An 18564-nucleotide genomic window follows, 5' to 3' on the forward strand; every position below is an offset into this window, starting at 1 on the left:
GGGCCTGATTTCGACTCTGTTCTGGGCGGATACCCGGTTCAGGCGTCAGGCAACAGGCGTGGTTTTGTCGCGCTGCCCGGGCGTCAGAATATGCCGCAGCAGGGCCACCGGATGCGCCTTGAGGCTGAGGCGGGTGGCGACGTAATCCTCGACCACCTGCTCGCCCAATGTCATTTTCGGCAAATAGGCTTGGGGTTCGTCTAGCGCCTCGCCCTCCAGATCCTGCGAGAACAGCGGCAGCGGTTTGGTGGTGGCAATCGCTTTGGCCTGCCACAATGCCTCGCGCCGGGTCAGGCCGCAGGCGGCAAAGGCATCGGCCTCGGCCAGACGCTCGATCACCGAGGGGCCAAGGCCCGCGCGGCGCCAGACGTCGTCAACCTGGTGGTAGCCGTTTCCGCGCGCGGCGGTCAGCCAGCTGGCGTCCTCTTCGCTCAGCCCCTTGATCTGACGAAAGCCCAGCCGCAGGGCCAGCCCGCCCTGGCCGTCTGGCTCCATCACATTGTCCCAGAAGCTGGCATTGATGCAGACCGGACGCACCTGCACGCTGTGTTCGCGAGCATCGCGCACGATCTGGGCCGGGGCGTAGAACCCCATGGGCTGCGAGTTCAGCAGGGCGCAAGCGAAGATGCCCGGGTGGTGGCATTTGATCCAGGCCGAGGCATAGACCAGCAGCGCAAAGCTGGCTGCGTGACTTTCGGGGAAACCGTAGGAGCCGAAGCCTTCGATCTGAGAAAAACAGCGCTCGGCAAAGTCATCCTCGTATCCGTTGCGCTTCATACCGCGCAGGAACAGCGCGCGGAACTCGCTGACGGACCCATGCTTCTTGAAGGTTGCCAGCGATCGCCGCAGCCGGTCGGCCTGTTCCGGGGTGAACCCCGCGCCGACGATGGCGATCTGCATGGCCTGTTCCTGAAACAGGGGCACGCCCAGCGTCTTTCCCAATACCTCACCCAGCTCGTCCGAGGGGAAGCTGACCTCCTCCTCTCCGTTCCGGCGGCGGATATAGGGGTGGACCATGTCGCCCTGAATGGGGCCGGGGCGGATGATGGCGACCTCGATCACCAGATCATAGAAATTGCGGGGCCGCATGCGGGGCAGGAAGTTCATCTGCGCCCGTGATTCCACCTGGAATACACCGACACTGTCCGCCTTGCACAGCATGTCATAGACCACCGGGTCCTCAGGCGGCAGGGTGGCCAGCGTATAGCTGGTCTGGTGGTGCTGGCCGATCAGGTCGAACGCCTTGCGGATGCAGGTCAACATCCCAAGGCTGAGGACATCGACCTTGAGGATGCCCAGAGAGTCGATATCGTCCTTGTCCCAGCAGATGACCGTACGGTCCTCCATCGTGGCGTTTTCAATGGGGACAAGCTCGTCCAAACGCCCCTCGGTGATGATGAAGCCGCCGACATGCTGAGACAGATGCCGGGGGAAGCCGTCGATCTCATAGACCAGCATTAGAGTCTGCTTTAACCTCCGGTCCTCTGGATCAAGGCCGATTTCACGCATGCGCTGGGCTTCAAGACCAGAGGCCGAGAAGAAGCCCCAAAGTTGCGAGGAGAGGGCCGAGATTGTGTCTTCGGTTAGCCCCATAGCGCGGCCGACCTCGCGGATGGCGCGCTTGCCGCGGTAGTGCACAACTGTAGCGCAGAGACCCGCGCGTTCGCGGCCATAGCGGTCATAGATGTGCTGGATTACTTCCTCGCGGCGTTCATGTTCGAAATCTACATCGATATCGGGTGGTTCATCCCGTGCCTCGGATACAAAGCGTTCAAAGACCATCGTGCCCATCTCGGGGCTGACCTCGGTGATGCCGAGACAGAAACAGACCACCGAATTGGCTGCCGAGCCGCGCCCCTGGCAGAGGATACTGCGGGAGCGGGCGAAATGGACGATGTCGCGGACGGTCAGGAAATAGGGTTCGTATTTCAGCTTACCGATCAAGGTGAGCTCATGCGCCAGCATCTTTTTTGCTTTCTCGGACGCGCCCGCCGGATAGCGCCATTTCAACCCTTCATGCGCCAGCCGATGCAGGCGCTGGGTCGGGGTTTCCTGTTCACTGCCTTCGCTGGGATATTCATAACGCAGCTCGTCCAGCGAGAATGTGAGCTGTTCGCTGAGCTCATGCGCGCGGGCGACGGCCCCCTCATGGTTTTTGAATATCCGCAGCATCTCGATCTCGGATCGCAGGCGCTGTTCGCCATTGGCCAGTGCGTCGCGGCCCAGATCGTCGACCTTACGGCGCAGGCGGATGGCGGTCACCACATCGGCCAGTTTACGGCGGCTCCCGTGATGCATAATCGGCGTGGCGCTGGCGAGGGTGGGGATGCCGAGCTGTTTTGATTTAGTCTCTAACACGGAGAAATATGTGCTATCTGCGCCATCATACCGGGGGTGCATCAACAGATGCATCCGCCCGGAAAAGCGGCGCGTCAGCTGTTGCGCCTGTGTCCGCCACACACTCGCGCCGCCCTGGGACCGATCCGCTTGTGGCCAGAGCAGCAGGTGAAGGCCGTCGGAGAACTCCAGCAGGTCTGACAGGTGCAGGATGCAGTCGCCTTTTTCGGCGCGCAGACGGCCCGCCGACAAGATACGGCACAGATTGCCCCAGCCCTGCCGGTTTAGGGGCAGGGCAGTGACAGTGGGCGCATCGGTGAAGATCAGCCTTGCCGCCGGGATCAGGCGGGGCACCGCGTGGATCGGATAGGATGGCGGTTTGGGGATGTGATCGGGGCAGGGCGGGCCAATCGACGTGTTCTGTGCCTCCCACTCCAACCGTTCGCGCACCTTGCGGGCGATTTCGCGCCCCTGCGTATGGGCGCGGACGATGCCGGCGACCGAGTTGTCATCGGCGATGGCGATAGAGGGCAGACCGAGGGTGACAGCACGCTCCATATACTCCTCGGGGTGGGACGCCCCGGTGAGAAAGGTGAAATTCGACGTGATCGATAGCTCGGCATACATGGCGATTCCATATTATATTCACGTTTTGTTCTTTTTCGAGTCCTTTCCGCAGGAAACGGGTCGCGCGGGCCGGGACACATGGGCATGGTCACGAAAAAGGAGACCTGAGATGTTCAAGATCACTGCACTACCCACAGAAGAGGTGCGCGCACTGCAGGCGGGCGGCCCGGATGCTTATGGCGCGGCACCCGAGCGCGCCGTTTCGAAAGGTGCAGGCAATCCCTGCCGCCATTGTCTGCAGAATATCCCCGAAGGCGCTGAGATGCTGATACTGGCGCATCGGCCCTTTTTAGAGTCACATCCTTATGCCGAAACCGGCCCGATCTTTCTGTGTGCCAAGCCATGCGACCGGTATGAGGGTGGCGCGATGCCTGAGGTTCTGACCACCTCACCGGACTATCTGGTCAAGGGCTATGGCGCGGATGACCGGATCGTGTATGGCACCGGTTCAATAACGCCTAAGGATCAGATCGGCGCGGCGGTCCGGGACATATTTGCCCGCTCCGACGTCGCCTACATCCACGTTCGGTCTGCGCGGAACAACTGCTATCAGGCCCGGATTGATCGCGTCTAAAGCTTGACCCGATGCATCCCCCGGTGCGGCTGATCCTGATCACCCGCCGGGAGGTCTTCGGCACGGCTGGAGGTCAGTTCGAGGAATACATCCTCAAGATCCGCTTCTTCGGTGCGGACGTCGCGAATGCGGATGTTGGCAGCCCGCACAGCTTCCAGAACCCGCTCGGCACTGGTCAGGGTGCTGCGGTATTGCAACACAAGGTTGCCATCGTCGCGCAGGGCGGCCTCGACGCCGTCGGTGGCGGGCAGATCGGAAACGGGGCCGTCGGGAACAATGACCATCGTGCGGCTATCCATGCGGGACAGCAGGTTGCTGGTGCTGTCCTGCGTCACCTTTTCACCGTTGTTGATGATGGCGATTTCATCGCACATCTCCTGCGCTTCTTCCAGGTAGTGGGTGGTCAGGATGATGGTCATACCCTGTTCGTTCAGCTTGCGCACATTGGTCCAGAGCATCTGACGCAGCTCGATATCCACGCCCGCGGTGGGTTCATCCAGCACCAGAATTTTGGGGTGATGCACCAGCGCTTTGGCCAATAGCAAGCGCCGGCGCATGCCGCCCGACAGGGTGCGGGCATAGGCCTCGGCCTTGTCGCTGAGCCCGACCAGTTCAAGGATTTTGTCGCTGCGGCGTTGCGCTTTAGGCACGCCATAAAGTCCTGCCTGAACCTCCAGCGCGCCGCGCGGGGTAAAGAACGGGTCAAGGTTCAGTTCCTGCGGCATGACCCCAATCGAAGCGCGGGATTGGCGCGGATTTCGGTCCTGATCGAAACCCCAGATCGAAACGCTGCCCGCCGATTTCACCACCAGACCGGCCAGGATGTTGATCAGAGTCGACTTGCCAGCCCCATTCGGACCCAGCAGGCCAAAAACCGACCCGCGCGGAATGGTCAGATCGATGCCCTTCAGCGCATGCTTCTCGGGCTGACCTTTGCCACCACGATAGATCTTGCGCAGTCCTTCGATCCTGATTGCCGCATCTGCCATGTGGCTCTTGCTCCCGGTTTGCTCATCGCTCATAAACGCACCTAATGCATGCCCGCGAGGCCGACAACCAGTGAAGGATCGCCAGCCGTGACCATCGAAGCGCCGGAAATCAAGATCGTCGAAACCGCCCGTGTCGCCTGTGACGGTGGCGAGGGTTCATTGGGCCATCCGCGTGTCTGGTTGCAGATCCCCGAGGATGCCGGTTGGGTCGAGTGCCCCTATTGCGACTGCAAATATGTTCTGAAGGGTTCAGAGCAGGGTTGATCGCCCGTCAGGCACCGGGTTTGGAAAAACTCTGACAGAGCGCACCTGCATCGACGTCGCCGTACTTGTTGATCAGGAACTGATCGACATTGGCACCGGACCAAACGCGAAACGATTCACCATTGCTAAGCTTGCCTAAACCGCTGGCCGTGCCGGTTTGCGGGTGCTGGTAGGTGAAAAAGGCGCGCCCGGTCAAGCCATTGTCGCATTCGATCGTGGCTTCGCCGAAACCGAAGCTTCCTTTTGCCGTCCACTCGCCATTGCACGCGAAATCGGCACTGGTGCGTCCGGCGTGCGTGCCGCTTCCCCACCCTATGGCACGTCCGGTGAAGTAAATCCCATTGTCGCCCAAACAAGCCAGAATCGGCGCGCAGTTAGAGGTGCTGCTATGTGCGCCAACGCAGTCGGATGGCAGTTTCGGGCCTGCCGATACGGTTGTTGCCACGAGAGTGATTGCGGTTGCGGGCGCGATGACCGATAAAACGTGCAGATTGACCATGATCATGATCTTATGAGGCGCACCAGCATGAGCAAGAGCGAATTCGGAAAAGGGTGCCACCTGCATCTGATCGATGGATCGGCCTTTATTTTTCGGGCCTATCACGCTCTGCCACCGCTGACGCGGAAATCGGATGGCCTGCCGATTGGGGCCGTTTCGGGCTTCTGCAACATGCTGCAGAAATATGTCGAAGGGAACGAGGGGCCGGATGCGCCGACTCATGTGGCGGTGATCTTTGACAAGGGCTCGCACACTTTCCGCAATGATCTGTATGACCTCTACAAAGCCAACCGCGAGGCGATGCCCGAGGATCTGCGCCCGCAGATGCCGCTGACCCGCGAGGCGACCAAAGCGTTCAACATCGCCTGTAAAGAGCTGGAAGGCTACGAGGCCGACGACATCATTGCAACTCTGGCCGTTCAGGCGCGTGAGGCGGGCGGGCGTGTTACCATCGTCAGTTCAGACAAGGACCTGATGCAGCTGGTCGGTGACGGGGTCGAGATGCTGGATGCGATGAAGAACAAGCGCATCGACCGCGATGGGGTGTTCGAGAAGTTCGGCGTCGGGCCGGAACGCGTTGTGGACGTACAGGCACTGGCCGGGGACAGCGTGGATAACGTGCCTGGTGCGCCGGGGATTGGGGTCAAAACGGCGGCCTTGTTGATCAATGAATATGGTGATCTGGAAACGCTGCTGAACCGCGCGGAAGAGATCAAGCAGCCCAAGCGTCGCCAGACCCTGATAGAAAAGCGCGATCAGATCGAGCTGTCGAAAAAGCTTGTGCAGCTGGATGAGAACACGCCGCTGGATTTCACGCTGGATGACCTTGAGGTGAAAGATCCCGAGCCGGAAACCTTGATGAACTTTCTGGCCGAGATGGAGTTCCGCACCCTGACCAAACGGATCGCTGACAAGCTGGGCGTTGAGACACCGGTCATTCCTGAAGCGCCCGCCGCTGTTGCCGAACCCGAGGCTGAGGCGACCCCGTTCGACGCGTCTAAATATGAATGCGTGCGGGATGCGGCGGCGTTGCAGAAATGGGTCGATCAGGCCTATGAGCGCGGCTGGGTGGCGGTTGATACCGAAACCACCGGTCTGAACGAAATGATCGCCGATCTGGTGGGTATTTCGTTGTCCGTTGAGCCGGGTGAAGCCTGCTATATCCCTCTGACCCACCGCGATGGAGCGGTGGATGACCTGTTCGGCTCGGATGCGCTGGCCGAAGGGCAGATGCCGTTGGATGAGGCTCTAACGCTGCTGAAACCGATGTTCGAGGATCCGTCGATCCTGAAGATCGGGCAGAACATGAAGTATGACGCCAAGATATTTAAGCGTTACGGGGTGTCTGTTGCGCCGATCGACGACACGATGCTTATGTCCTACGCGATGCACGGCGGTGAGCATGGTCACGGTATGGACACGCTGTCCGAGCGGTATCTGAGCCATACGCCGATCCCGATCAAACCGCTGCTGGGAACAGGCAAATCCGCCATCACCTTCGACAAGGTTCCGATTGACGTGGCGACTGCCTATGCGGCCGAAGATGCCGACATCACTTTGCGTTTGTGGAAGCTGTTCAAGCCGCAGCTGCATCAAGTGCAGGTGACGACGGTGTATGAGACGCTCGAACGTCCGCTGGTGCCGGTTCTGGCCGAGATGGAAATGCACGGTATCAAGGTCGACCGCGATGTACTGAGCCGCATGTCCAACGCATTTGCGCAGAAAATGGCTGGATTAGAGGCTGAAATCCACGAATTGGCTGGTGAGAATTTCAACGTCGGTTCGCCTGCGCAGCTGGGTGAGATCCTGTTCGACAAGATGGGTCTGGAAGGTGGCAAGAAGGGCAAGACCGGCAAGTATTCGACCGGTGCGGATATCCTAGAGGATCTGGCGACCGAGCATGAGTTGCCGCGCCGGGTGCTGGACTGGCGGCAGCTGTCCAAGTTGAAATCGACCTACACCGATGCGTTGCAGACCCATATCAACCCCGATACCGGGCGCGTGCATACGTCTTACTCCATTACCGGAGCCAATACGGGTCGTCTGGCTTCGACCGATCCGAACCTGCAGAACATCCCGGTGCGCACCGAGGAAGGGCGGCGCATTCGCGAGGCGTTCATTGCCGAACCGGGGAACGTGCTGGTCAGTCTGGACTACAGCCAGATCGAGCTGCGGATTCTTGCGCATATTGCGGATATCCCGGCTTTGAAACAGGCGTTTGCCGATGGGCTGGACATTCACGCCATGACCGCGTCCGAGATGTTCGACGTCCCGCTGGACGAGATGACGCCGGATATCCGCCGTCAGGCCAAAGCGATCAACTTTGGTGTGATCTATGGCATTTCCGGCTTTGGCCTGGCGCGCAACCTGCGCATCCCTCGGGCCGAAGCGCAGGGCTTTATTGACCGCTATTTCGAACGCTTCCCGGGCATTCGGAAATACATGGATGACACGGTCGCATTTGCCAAAGAGCATGGCTATGTGCAGACGCTGTTCGGGCGGAAAATCCACACGCCAGAGATCAACGCCAAGGGACCGCATGCAGGGTTCTCGCGCAGGGCGGCGATCAACGCGCCGATACAGGGCACGGCGGCGGATGTGATCCGACGCGCGATGGTACGGATGCCGGATGCCATCAACGGGTTGCCTGCAAAGATGCTGCTGCAGGTGCATGACGAATTGTTGTTCGAAGTAGCCGGAGATGCGGTGGATCAGGTGATCGACGTGGCGCGAGGCGTCATGGAAGGCGCTTCTGACCCGGCGGTGAAGCTGGATGTGAAGCTGAGCGTGGATGCCGGAAAAGGTGCCAACTGGGCCGAGGCGCACTAAGGCGCGCTGCTCATCAGGCCCGGCGAGGCCTCTTCGCAGCGGGTCAGTCCTGTGGACTGACCATGCGGTCGACCAGCCGTTGCACGGATGGGCCAAACAGCAGGATGACGGAGAAGGCGATGGGCCAGCTGAAGGCCCAGGACGCCATCCAGTCACCGAGGGTGTCGGGGCCAAATCCAATGGCTTTCACGGTCGCGATGCCGGTCACGATGCAGGACATCAGGCCGGACATGATCAGGCTGAACACGGCGCGGGCATAACGGGCAGAAATCATTTTGGGCATCCTGAGTGTCGAGACGTTCCCGATGTGCTGTATTTTCAATCAAAAGGCCAGAGCTAGACCCGCATCCAGCCAAAACTGTCAGGTGTGCGTGGCGTTGAGGGCGTGTATTCGGCGCTGACCCAACCGGCATAGCCTGCGGCATCCATCGCGGTGAACAGGCTAGCGAAATCCGTCGGACCGCGTCCCGGTTCGCTGCGATCCGGGGCCGCACCGATCTGGGCGTGGACGACCCGAGGGTGAAAACGATCCCAGATCGCCTGCGCATTGCCGTGGATCATATGGGCGTGGAAACTGTCAAATTGCAGGCCGACATTAGGGCGATCCACCCGGTCCAATACCTGCGCCGCCAATTCATAGTCGTTCAGGTAGTAGCCGGGCTGCGACACGGGGTTGAGCGGTTCAATCGTGAATTGCTGCTGGGGTGCCTGGTCGGCTGCCCATTGCAGGTTCCGCACCATGCAGTCAAAGGCATCCGGCCCAGCGGAATAGCCTGACATGATGTGGATCAGTTCAGGGCGCAGGACGTCGGCATATCGCAGAACGCGGCGGATATCTGATTGAAACCGTGCCTCGCCACCGGGGATGGCGGCATAGCCGGGGTCGCCGCCCGTGTAATTGGGCGGCGGCGCATTGATCAGAACCAGATCGAGCCCGCTGGCCAGCAAGGCGCGGCGTGTTTCTTTGGCGGCCAGATCGTAGGGGAACAGTATCTCGACAGCCTTGAACCCGGCATCTGCTGCGGCCTGAAACCGGTCCAGATAGGGAAGTTCGGCAAAGAGCAGGGATATATTCGCTGCGAATTTTGGCATTGGTGGCCTTTGGATAGCTGATGGGCCGACCTTATCCGCGAGCCAATTTCAGCGAAAGAGACTGAAAACGACAGTTTGTCGAAATTCGACCAGATCGCGCGGATTGAATCAGAGACGTTCATTGCGACGCGGCGAATCATTTCAACGGTGCCGTGCCAACAGAAGGTTTGATCACGATGGCGATGAGCCCAGACCCCGTGCGCGGGAACACTCTTTCTGCGCCTGCAGGACAGAACTCTGCATTGTCCGGCAACGGTTTGGCGGTGGCGTCGATGTTGACGTGGGCGGCCGGTTTTCCGGCAGCCGAGGTGTTGTTGCAGACGTGGCCTCCGGTCGCTTTGCTGGCTGCGCGACTGGCATTGGCCGTTGTTGTCATGGTGCCGATCTGGATGCTGATCGATGGGCCGCGCCGCGTCGTGTCCGCGCGGTGGGGGCACGCGATGCTGGTCGGGGGATTTGGGCTTGGTACGGCCATGCTCCTGATGATCGTGGCGCAAAAACTGACTGACCCGGTGACGGTGGCGATCATCGCCTCGTGCGCGCCATTGATGGCCACGCTGCTGGAACTGGCAGCGGGAACGCGCCGGCTGAAGTGGAACTTTGCGCTGGGGGTACTTGTGTCGATTGTCGGCGGTTTGATTGCCACCAGCGCTCTGGCACCGGCGCAACTGGGGTTGGGGGCGGCCTGTGCCGTTGTATCAACGGCCTTGTTCTGCTGGGCGAGCATGGCGACGGCCCGGGATTTCCCCGAGCTCAGCCAGACCGGGCGTACAACAATAACCTTCGTCGGCGGGCTGGTCATGGCGACGCTGATGATACTGGGGGCAACGCAAATTGGCATGGATGTGATGCCTGCGACCCCGTTTGACCTTCAACAGGCGGGGATGCTGGTCATCTACGCGCTTGTTGCGATGGGGCTGAGCCAGGTTTTGTTCATCGCGTCGATCGGTAGGCTGGGTGTTGCGCTATCGTCCTTCCACATCAATATCGCGCCATTCTACGTGATGCTGATCATGCTGGTGCTGGGTGAAGAGTGGAACTGGACCCGGGCGCTGGGCGCGGGGATCGTCGCAATGGCCGTTGTACTGGCGCAGGAACGGCGATCCGCGCAGTCTGCCTAATCCGGCAAATCATCCGATCGGATAAGCGGGAAAAACTGCCCGCTGGACCAAACGCCGAACCAGTCGTCCTTATGCATGGCGATGTCGACAAGCCGATAAAAGCTTTTGCGATCTATCCGCGCCTCAAGGTTTGCGCGAACCAATACATAGGGAGATGGTTCATCTGTCTCGGGATCAATGACAATTCGGATCGGGTGGTCAGGTCCGGCAATCGCAGTATCGCCGACATGGGTCGTGAAAGTCAGGGTTTGCGCCTGCCCTTCGCCGCTCGTATCGAAATCAACGGCAACAAAGGGCGCATCCTCGACAGTGATTCCCACCTTCTCGACCGGGGTCACCAGATAGTATTTCCCGTCTTCTTTCTTAAGAATTGAGGAAAAAAGCTTCACAAGCTCGAACCGATTGATGGGCGAACCTAAATAAGTCCAGGTGCCATCTTTTGCGATCTTGATGTCCAGATCGCCGCAAAACGGAGGATTCCATAGGTGAACAGGGGGTAAACCCCTGGTTTTGGCCGCCTTGACCGAGGCCGCCAGCCCGTCCGGAGAGGGGGTCACAGGTTTTTGTCCGCTCATTGCTTTTGCCATTTCCTTTTCGCGCGATACACTTCAACCATATTAGTCCACGGAAGGGAAAGTCATGACCGAACCTGCCGACCTCGTGTCCGAGATCGAAGCGCTGGAAAATAAGCTGCAAGAGGCCAAGTCCTCGATCACCCGTCGCTTTATCGGACAGGAAAGGGTTGTGGACCTGACTCTGACCGCGTTGCTGTGTGGTGGTCATGCCCTGCTGATCGGTCTGCCGGGGTTGGGCAAGACGCGATTGGTCGAGACTTTGTCGACCGTAATGGGGCTGCATGGCAATCGCATCCAGTTCACGCCCGACCTGATGCCCGCCGATATTCTGGGCTCCGAAGTTTTGGACACCGCCGAGGATGGCAGCCGCCACTTCCGCTTTATTCCCGGCCCGATCTTCTGCGAATTGCTGATGGCGGATGAGATTAACCGTGCCAGCCCGCGCACCCAATCAGCGCTGTTGCAAGCGATGCAAGAGCGCACCGTGACTGTCGCCGGTGAAGATCGCGCATTGGATGAGCCGTTCCACGTATTGGCGACGCAAAACCCGATCGAACAGGAAGGCACCTATCCGCTGCCCGAGGCGCAGCTTGACCGTTTCTTGGTGCAAGTCGACGTGGAATACCCCGACCGGCAGACCGAACGTGATATTCTGCTGGCCACGACGGGCGTAGAGGAAGACGCGGCGCATCAGATATTCGCCAAAGAGGAACTGCTGGCCGCGCAGGTGTTGCTGCGCCGGATGCCGGTCGGCGACTCGGTTGTGGAACTGATCCTCGATCTTGTTCGCGCTTTCCGCCCTGAAGAGGCTGGCGTTTCCGAACGCGTTGCCGAAACCGTTGCCTGGGGTCCTGGCCCTCGCGCGGCGCAGGCGTTGATGATGACGGTGCGGGCGCGGGCGATGTTGCAGGGGCGTCTGGCACCGAATGCCGAGGATGTGCTGGACATGGCGCGCCCGGTCCTCAGCCACCGGATGGCGCTGAACTTTGCGGCGCGGGCGCGTGGTGACAGCCTGGCTGACCTCATTGACACCACCGCCGCAGGGTTGGTCCGCACCGAGGCTGCGGCGTGAATGCCGCGCTGACCCTTCGCGAAAGATCCGAGGCCGAGGCGTCCCGGCTGCCGCCCCTTTTGGCCAGAGCGGAACATTTGGCGGGAACTGTCCTTCTGGGTGACCACGGACGGCGCCGCTCGGGCCTTGGCGATGACTTTTGGCAATACCGCCCTGCCCAGATTGGGGACAGCCGCCGAATGATCGACCACCGCCGGTCGGCGCGAGGCGATCAGCAGTTTGTGCGCGAGCGCGAATGGCAGATTGCTCAATCGGTTATGCTGTGGGTCGATCAGGGCGCGTCGATGCGGTTTGCGTCGGACAAGAACCTGCCCACCAAGGCCGACCGCGCTCGCTTGCTGGGTATGGCGACGGCGATCTTGTTGGTGCGAGGTGGCGAACGTGTGGGCCTGACCGGTACGACCCTGCCGCCGCGGCGTGGCAATGCCCAGATCATCCGGCTTGCACAGGCATGGTCCGAGGATGCCGAGGCAGACTACTCCCCACCTGAACACCGCGCCATGATCCCACACGCGCGGGCCGTATTCATTTCCGATTTTCTCGGTCCGATGGACGAGGTTGAACTGGCCCTGACCAAAGCCGCCGACCGGGGCGTACGGGGTCTGGTCCTGCAGGTCCTCGACCCCGGGGAAGAAACATTCCCCTACCGGGGCCGCACGATTTTTGAAAGCGTCGGCGGATCCGTTCGACACGAAACGCTCAAAGCCGGAGATTTGCGTGAACGGTACCTGGAGCGGCTTGCCAAACGCAAAGATGCGTTGACGCAATTGTGTCGTGCAACGGGCTGGCAACTGGGGCTTCATCACACCGGTGACAGCGCACAAGCGGCTCTGTTGTGGCTCTACCGCGCGCTGGATGGGGGAACGGGATGACGGTTCTGGCGGGCATCGGCTTTACCGCACCATGGGTGTTGCTGGGTCTTCTGACCCTGCCGATCCTGTGGTTGATCCTGCGTGCCGTACCACCTGCACCGATCCGCCGGTTGTTCCCGGCGGTGACGCTGTTGTTGGGCCTGAAAGATGATGAGAGCGTTTCCGACCGTACCCCGTGGTGGTTGTTGCTGCTGCGGATGCTGGCGGCTGCCGCGATTATCATCGGATTGGCCGGGCCGGTCCTGAACCCATCGCGTGATCAGACTGGAACGGGTCCGCTGTTGCTGGTGCTTGATGCCAGTTGGGGCGGGGCCACGCGGTGGTCCTCAACTCTGGACCAGATCGACGCGCAACTGACCGAGGCTGGCCGCGCGGGGCGTACGGTTGCAATCCTGCGTCTGACCGAACCCGAAGCCCCGGTATTTCAGGCAGCTGAGGCATGGCGCGGTCGCTTGCCAGGGCTGGTCCCGATGCCGTGGCAACCAACAAATGTACAGATCGACCAGACACTGGCCTCGCTGGATCAGGTGGAGGGCGAGTTTGATACCCATTGGTTCAGCGATCGCCTGAGCTATGAGGGGCATGATAACATCCTGTCCGCGCTGCGTGCACGCGGGGCGGTCACGGTCTACCAGGCTCCGACGCCTGCAGTTGCCATCCTGCCCGCCGCCTATCAGGACGGTGTCATTCAATTGACAGCCCAGCGGGCAGAACCCGGACCATTCGAGCGCATCACTATTCTGGCGCAGGGCCGCGATCCGGCCGGTGCCATGCGGATTCTGCAATCGGTTGATATGGAGTTTGCAAGTGGCGAGACGCTGGCTGAGGTTGAATTGGCCCTACCATCAGAGCTACGCGCGCGGATCACACGCTTTGAAATTCAGGGGCAGCGTTCGGCAGGGGCTGTGACGCTGACCGATGACAGCCTGCGCCGGCGCGAGGTCGCCTTGATTGCCGGAACACTGAACCGCGAAGGGTTGGAACTGCTGTCACCGCTGCATTATCTGACGCAGGTTCTGATCCCCACAGCGGATTTCGTCGAAGGTGGATTGCTTGAAATCCTGCCCGCAAACCCCGACGTGATTGTCCTGGCCGATGTGGCGAAACTGGCCGGATCAGAACAGGCGGCGCTGGTCGAATGGGTCGAACAGGGCGGTCTTTTGCTGCGCTTCGCCGGCCCGCGCATGGCTGCCAGCGATCTGGGCCGAGATTCCGAAGATGCCCTGCTGCCGGTGCGCCTGCGCAGCGGCGGCCGCTCGGTCGGAGGTGCGATGAGCTGGGGAGAGGCCAAAGGTCTGGCACCATTCCCCGAAAGCTCACCTTTCTATGGGTTGCAGGTGCCTGAGGACGTGACGGTCACGACCCAGGTCATGGCGCAACCAGACCCTAATCTGGCGGATCGCGTCATTGCTTCGCTGTCGGATGGCACGCCTCTGGTGACACGCAAGGCACTGGGTTTGGGGCAGGTCGTGCTGTTCCACGTGACTGCAGATGCCGAGTGGTCCAGCCTTCCCTTGTCCGGCCTGTTTGTTGAGATGCTGGACCGGCTTGCGGTGGCATCGGCGGCCAAATCCCGGCAGGAGTCACAGTTGCAGGGCACTACTTGGGAGCCAATTCAAGTCATGGACGGCTTTGGCACCCTGTCTGATGCGGGCAATCTGGCGGGCGTCGATGGGGTGGAACTGGTGTCCGGCAAGATCGGCCCTGACCTGCGACCGGGTTTGTACGAAAGCGGCAAGCAGAAATTGGCGCTGAACGTGTTGAATGACGAGGCGGTGCTCAACCCTGCGATCTGGCCGTCGGATGTTCCGATCAAGGGGCAAGAGGTCAGCACCGAAACCCCCATCGGGGGCATTCTGCTCAGTCTCGCGTTGCTGTTGCTGACTATTGACGTGATCGCTTCACTGGCGTTGTCGGGTCGGCTTGGTCTGGCCAAGGCGGCGGCCGTTGCGCTGGGCGCGATTCTGCTGGTGCCCGAGGCTCAGGCTCAGACGCCCGAGGAAACGGATTTTGCGTTGAATGCGACAAAGGAATTGGTGCTGGCGCATGTTCTGACCGGAGATGCGCAGGTCGACGACATCGCCGCCGCCGGGATGCGCGGTTTGGCGCAGACGCTGTTCTATCGCACCTCGGTGGAACCCGCCGAACCCTTTGGCGTTGATCTGGAACGCGACGAACTGGCGTTCTTCCCGCTACTCTACTGGCCAATCTCGCCGGATCAGCCACAACCATCGGTCGAAGCTTACGCCAAGCTCAACGCCTATCTGCGGTCGGGCGGCATGATCCTGTTCGACACACGCGATGCCGATGTCGCCCGGTTTGGGGCCGCGAGCCCGAACGGGCGCAAGTTGCAACAGATTGCAGCGCCGCTGAATATCCCTTCGTTAGAGCCTATTCCCAGAGACCACGTTCTGACCCGAACCTTCTATCTGTTGCAGGATTTCCCAGGGCGCTATGCCGGCACCGAGGTTTGGGTCGAGGCCGCTCCGATGGATGCTGAGCAAATCGAAGGAATGCCGTTCCGCAACCTCAACGACAACGTGACGCCGGTGGTGATCGGCGGCAATGACTGGGCCGGGGCCTGGGCCGTGGATCGTAACGGGCAGGCTTTGCTGCCGGTCGGACGCGGTTATGCTGGCGAGCGCCAGCGTGAACTGGCCAACCGCTTTGGCGTCAATCTGGTGATGCATGTGCTGACCGGGAACTACAAATCCGATCAGGTGCACGTGCCTGCGCTGCTGGACAGGTTGGGACAATGACTGGAACCGTCATCTTCGATCCGCTGATCCCATGGCCCATTCTGGCCATCGTAGCTGCTATTGCGGTGGGCGGTGTCATTTTGGCCCTATGGCGGGGCCTGTCGGGATGGGCTTTGCGCGGGCTTGCGGCCTTGGTCGTGATCGCTGCACTGGCTGGCCCGGTCTACCAGATCGAGGATCGTGCGCCGCTGACAGATATCGTGCTGATGATCGAGGATGAGAGCGCCAGTCAGACACTCTCGGACCGGACGGATCAAACCGCACAAGCGGCCGAGGAACTGTCGGCCGAAATCGAATCCCGCGACAACACGGAATTGCGTCGCATTCGCGTGGGGGACGGCGACGGGGACGAAGGCACGCAGGTGATGGCTGCGCTGAACGAAGCGCTGGCCGAAGAACCTCGCGCCCGGATCGCTGGTATTCTGGTTTTGTCGGACGGTATCGTGCATGACGCCGATCAGGCGCCGGACCTGCCTGCGCCCATGCACTTACTGCAAACAGGGCGAGAAACGGATTGGGATCGCCGTCTGATTGTCCGCAATGCGCCAGCATTTGCCATTATTGGTGAACCTGTCACTCTGACCCTTCGTGTCGAAGACAGCGGTGCCGCGCCTGCGGGGGCCACAACTGCGCCGCTGGAGATTTCTGTAGACGGGGGCGAGGCCGAGCAATTCAATATTCCCATCGGCATCGATGTCGAACTGCCGATCACTCTGCCCCACGGCGGGCGCAACGTGATTCAGTTCACGGTGCCAGAGGCCGAAGGCGAACTGACTGACCGCAACAACACCGCGTTGATACAGATGAACGGTGTGCGCGACCGGCTGCGCGTTCTGCTGGTCTCGGGTGAGCCGCATCCGGGCGGGCGGACGTGGCGCAACCTGCTGAAATCCGACAGCTCGGTCGATCTGGTGCATTTCACCATTCTGAGGCCACCGGAAAAGCAGGACGGGGTGCCGGTGGACGAGCTGTCTCTGATCGCTTTCCCGACGCGTGAGCTGTTTCTGGAAAAGATCAACGATTTCGACCTGATCATCTTTGACCGTTACAAGCGTCGCGGCATCCTGCCGGCGATCTATCTGGACAACGTCACCAACTATATCAACGAAGGCGGTGCTGTTCTGATTGCCGCAGGACCGGATTTCGCAAGCGCCGACAGCATATTCCGCTCGCCACTGGCCCCAATCCTGCCCGCACAGCCCACTGCGCGCGTGATCGAGGAGCGTTATGTGCCGATGGTCACCGATCTGGGGCATCGTCATCCGGTCACAACCGACCTTGGCAATTCCGAGGATTGGGGTGCGTGGTTGCGCCAGATCGACGTGAACCACCGCACAGGTGAAGTGTTGATGACGGGTGTTGATGATCGGCCGCTGCTTGTGCTCAACCGGGTTGGTGAAGGCCGCGTGGCGCTTTTGGCATCGGATCACGCCTGGCTTTGGAGTCGGGGTTTTGAGGGCGGCGGTCCGCAACTGGAACTGCTGCGCAGGCTTGCCCACTGGATGATGAAAGAACCCGAGCTTGAGGAAGAGGCCCTGTGGGCCGAAGCCAACGGTCAGGTGATGCGCATCATCCGCCAAACGCTGGGGGACAAGGTCGGGCCAGTTACCGTAATTCGCCCGAACGGCGAAACGCAGGAAGTCACGTTAAACGAGGTCTCTCCGGGGCGGTTCGAGACCCAGTATTACGGGCCCGAGATTGGCCTCTATCGCCTGCAGGAAGGCGATCAGTCCACTGTCATCGGCCTGGGTCCGGCAGCACCTAAAGAGTTCGAGCGTACAATTGCCACGCCTGACGTTCTGGAGCCTGTAGTGGCCGAGTTGCGTGGTGGCGCACTGCGGTTGGAGGACGGCTTGCCGTCAATCCGAAACGTGCGTTCCGGGCGTCCCGCAGCAGGGCGCGGATGGATCGGGCTGACACCGCGGAATGCGTATGAAACCCGCGATGTGACTCAAGCCGGGCTGCTGCCGCCCTGGTTGGTTTTGTTGCTAGCGGGTGGGTTCCTGCTGGCGGGCTGGCTGCGCGAGGGGCGGCGCTAGGTCAGTCGAACACGACGCTGACCGTTGGATCACCGGGCAAACCTTCGTATGTGACAGATGCCCCGCCTTCGCCTTTGGCGGGCGGAAACAATGGCCCGAAGGACCCTACTGAAATTAGGTCGCCCGGTTCGAATTCGATCCCTTTGGACATCAGCCAAAGCGCCGCGTTGGCCGGGTGACCCAACACCGCCGTACCCGGCGCTTGGGCCAGAACCTCGCCATTTGCCGTGCGGAGTGTGACGGTCATATCTGCCAGGGCCCGCGACATCGTCGCCGGGTCCGTCACCGGAATTTCAGCGCCCAGAACACCCAGCTTGGGCGCAACACCGATGGCCGTCAGGGTGACCGGGGTAATCGGTTCGCCTTCGGCGAGGGTCAGGTCCGGCAGCTCGATAAAGGGGCGGATGGCCGAGACATTCTTCAGAACGCCCTCGGGTGTCGTGGCCTGGTTGATCCCTTCATCGCCTACGACCAGGATCAGGTCGGCCTCGAACACGGGTCGCGCGCCCCAGCCATACGGAACGGACGCACCATCTTCCAGCATCATGTCGCGGAACAGCACACCCTGCACCGGCTCGGATGCACCAAACCTTTCCTGTGCCGGAGCACTGGTCAATCCGGCCTTATAGCCGATGATGGGGCCCATATGTGGCTCTAACGCTACTACTATGCGCTCCTGCGTGCAGAATGCGTCCTCTATCGTGCCACCCGTCGACAGAGCTACAGTGGGCGTATTGGAAATGTAATCTGCGACAAACCGTTCGATCTGAACATCCGTGGCACACTTCGCCGCCACGGGTTGGGCAAACACTCCAAAAACCATCAAAGCGCCAAGAAAAACCCGCATGTTACACCTCCGTTTTGCCAAGACTGGCACGGGCTTTGAACTTTGGGCAACGGTTTAAACAGTTCTTC

At 60.7% G+C, this 18564-nt stretch carries 15 protein-coding genes; 8 read left to right on the top strand and 7 right to left on the bottom strand.

The features are described 5' to 3' along the window. Positions 1-45: 45 nt before the first annotated feature. The gene (locus ACR0J0_RS14740; RefSeq protein ID WP_480664910.1) at positions 46-2964 is read right to left on the bottom strand and encodes an error-prone DNA polymerase; all 2919 of its coding nucleotides are present in this window, start codon (positions 2962-2964) and stop codon (positions 46-48) included. Positions 2965-3073: 109 nt separating this feature from the next. On the opposite strand from ACR0J0_RS14740, the gene ACR0J0_RS14745 reads away from it, so the two are divergent. Continuing rightward, positions 3074-3538: a DUF1203 domain-containing protein gene (locus ACR0J0_RS14745; protein WP_480664911.1), complete on the top strand. Its 465-nt coding sequence runs from the start codon at positions 3074-3076 to the stop codon at positions 3536-3538. Here the strand turns inward: ACR0J0_RS14745 and ACR0J0_RS14750 are convergent. Beyond that, positions 3535-4527, bottom strand: coding sequence for an ABC transporter ATP-binding protein (locus ACR0J0_RS14750; protein ID WP_480665055.1), 993 nt, complete (start codon positions 4525-4527; stop codon positions 3535-3537). The two genes, ACR0J0_RS14745 and ACR0J0_RS14750, sit on opposite strands and share 4 nt — an antisense overlap. Positions 4528-4614: 87 nt before the next feature. On the opposite strand from ACR0J0_RS14750, the gene ACR0J0_RS14755 reads away from it, so the two are divergent. After that, a complete protein-coding gene (locus ACR0J0_RS14755) occupies positions 4615-4791 on the top strand; it encodes a zinc-finger domain-containing protein (protein WP_480664912.1) in 177 nt (58 codons plus the stop codon). Positions 4792-4798: 7 nt separating this feature from the next. Here ACR0J0_RS14755 and ACR0J0_RS14760 read toward each other — a convergent pair whose 3' ends face one another. Then, positions 4799-5290, bottom strand: coding sequence for a hypothetical protein (locus tag ACR0J0_RS14760; protein WP_480664913.1), 492 nt, complete (start codon positions 5288-5290; stop codon positions 4799-4801). A gap of 27 nt (positions 5291-5317) precedes the next feature. Here ACR0J0_RS14760 and polA point away from each other — a divergent pair, with 27 nt between their 5' ends. Continuing rightward, positions 5318-8119: a DNA polymerase I gene (gene polA, locus ACR0J0_RS14765; protein ID WP_480664914.1), complete on the top strand. Its 2802-nt coding sequence runs from the start codon at positions 5318-5320 to the stop codon at positions 8117-8119. A gap of 43 nt (positions 8120-8162) precedes the next feature. Here polA and ACR0J0_RS14770 read toward each other — a convergent pair whose 3' ends face one another. Next, positions 8163-8393 carry a DUF2798 domain-containing protein gene (locus tag ACR0J0_RS14770; protein ID WP_480664915.1) on the bottom strand — a complete coding sequence of 77 codons (231 nt, stop codon included), beginning with the start codon at positions 8391-8393 and terminating at the stop codon, positions 8163-8165. 62 nt (positions 8394-8455) lie between these two features. Beyond that, the gene (locus ACR0J0_RS14775; protein WP_480664916.1) at positions 8456-9211 is read right to left on the bottom strand and encodes a hydroxypyruvate isomerase family protein; all 756 of its coding nucleotides are present in this window, start codon (positions 9209-9211) and stop codon (positions 8456-8458) included. A gap of 176 nt (positions 9212-9387) precedes the next feature. On the opposite strand from ACR0J0_RS14775, the gene ACR0J0_RS14780 reads away from it, so the two are divergent. Continuing rightward, complete coding sequence (locus tag ACR0J0_RS14780; protein WP_480664917.1) at positions 9388-10332, top strand: DMT family transporter; 945 nt, start codon at positions 9388-9390, stop codon at positions 10330-10332. Here the strand turns inward: ACR0J0_RS14780 and ACR0J0_RS14785 are convergent. After that, positions 10329-10907: a DUF1285 domain-containing protein gene (locus tag ACR0J0_RS14785; RefSeq protein ID WP_480664918.1), complete on the bottom strand. Its 579-nt coding sequence runs from the start codon at positions 10905-10907 to the stop codon at positions 10329-10331. The genes ACR0J0_RS14780 and ACR0J0_RS14785 overlap by 4 nt on opposite strands. Positions 10908-10971: 64 nt before the next feature. Here ACR0J0_RS14785 and ACR0J0_RS14790 point away from each other — a divergent pair, with 64 nt between their 5' ends. Genes ACR0J0_RS14790 through ACR0J0_RS14805 form a run of 4 tightly spaced genes read left to right on the top strand, consistent with a single transcriptional unit; the run spans position 10972 to position 17649 of the window. Continuing rightward, entirely contained in the window at positions 10972-11979 is a 1008-nt protein-coding gene (locus tag ACR0J0_RS14790) for an AAA family ATPase (RefSeq protein WP_480664919.1), read from the top strand. Next, positions 11976-12851, top strand: coding sequence for a DUF58 domain-containing protein (locus tag ACR0J0_RS14795; protein ID WP_480664920.1), 876 nt, complete (start codon positions 11976-11978; stop codon positions 12849-12851). The genes ACR0J0_RS14790 and ACR0J0_RS14795 overlap by 4 nt, the downstream gene beginning before the upstream one ends. Further along, the gene (locus ACR0J0_RS14800; protein WP_480664921.1) at positions 12848-15610 is read left to right on the top strand and encodes a DUF4159 domain-containing protein; all 2763 of its coding nucleotides are present in this window, start codon (positions 12848-12850) and stop codon (positions 15608-15610) included. Before ACR0J0_RS14795 ends, ACR0J0_RS14800 begins: the two co-directional genes overlap by 4 nt. Further along, complete coding sequence (locus ACR0J0_RS14805) at positions 15607-17649, top strand: hypothetical protein (protein WP_480664922.1); 2043 nt, start codon at positions 15607-15609, stop codon at positions 17647-17649. The genes ACR0J0_RS14800 and ACR0J0_RS14805 overlap by 4 nt, the downstream gene beginning before the upstream one ends. A 1-nt stretch (position 17650) precedes the next feature. On the opposite strand, the gene ACR0J0_RS14810 is transcribed toward ACR0J0_RS14805, so the two are convergent. Further along, entirely contained in the window at positions 17651-18496 is an 846-nt protein-coding gene (locus ACR0J0_RS14810) for a 2-keto-4-pentenoate hydratase (protein WP_480664923.1), read from the bottom strand. Positions 18497-18564: the final 68 nt, after the last annotated feature.

It is taken from the genome of Ruegeria sp. BF12, from assembly GCF_056538705.1.

Excerpts from the sequence above, each read along its gene's own strand:
- ACR0J0_RS14780 (WP_480664917.1), top strand. The coding sequence starts at position 9,388 with ATGGCGATGAGCCCAGACCCCGTGCGCGGGAACACTCTTTCTGCGCCT.
- ACR0J0_RS14775 (WP_480664916.1), bottom strand. The coding sequence starts at position 9,211 with ATGCCAAAATTCGCAGCGAATATATCCCTGCTCTTTGCCGAACTTCCC.
- ACR0J0_RS14785 (WP_480664918.1), bottom strand. The coding sequence starts at position 10,907 with ATGAGCGGACAAAAACCTGTGACCCCCTCTCCGGACGGGCTGGCGGCC.
- ACR0J0_RS14740 (WP_480664910.1), bottom strand. The coding sequence starts at position 2,964 with ATGTATGCCGAGCTATCGATCACGTCGAATTTCACCTTTCTCACCGGG.
- ACR0J0_RS14790 (WP_480664919.1), top strand. The coding sequence starts at position 10,972 with ATGACCGAACCTGCCGACCTCGTGTCCGAGATCGAAGCGCTGGAAAAT.
- polA (WP_480664914.1), top strand. The coding sequence starts at position 5,318 with ATGAGCAAGAGCGAATTCGGAAAAGGGTGCCACCTGCATCTGATCGAT.
- ACR0J0_RS14760 (WP_480664913.1), bottom strand. The coding sequence starts at position 5,290 with ATGGTCAATCTGCACGTTTTATCGGTCATCGCGCCCGCAACCGCAATC.
- ACR0J0_RS14745 (WP_480664911.1), top strand. The coding sequence starts at position 3,074 with ATGTTCAAGATCACTGCACTACCCACAGAAGAGGTGCGCGCACTGCAG.
- ACR0J0_RS14750 (WP_480665055.1), bottom strand. The coding sequence starts at position 4,527 with ATGGCAGATGCGGCAATCAGGATCGAAGGACTGCGCAAGATCTATCGT.
- ACR0J0_RS14800 (WP_480664921.1), top strand. The coding sequence starts at position 12,848 with ATGACGGTTCTGGCGGGCATCGGCTTTACCGCACCATGGGTGTTGCTG.
- ACR0J0_RS14810 (WP_480664923.1), bottom strand. The coding sequence starts at position 18,496 with ATGCGGGTTTTTCTTGGCGCTTTGATGGTTTTTGGAGTGTTTGCCCAA.
- ACR0J0_RS14770 (WP_480664915.1), bottom strand. The coding sequence starts at position 8,393 with ATGATTTCTGCCCGTTATGCCCGCGCCGTGTTCAGCCTGATCATGTCC.
- ACR0J0_RS14805 (WP_480664922.1), top strand. The coding sequence starts at position 15,607 with ATGACTGGAACCGTCATCTTCGATCCGCTGATCCCATGGCCCATTCTG.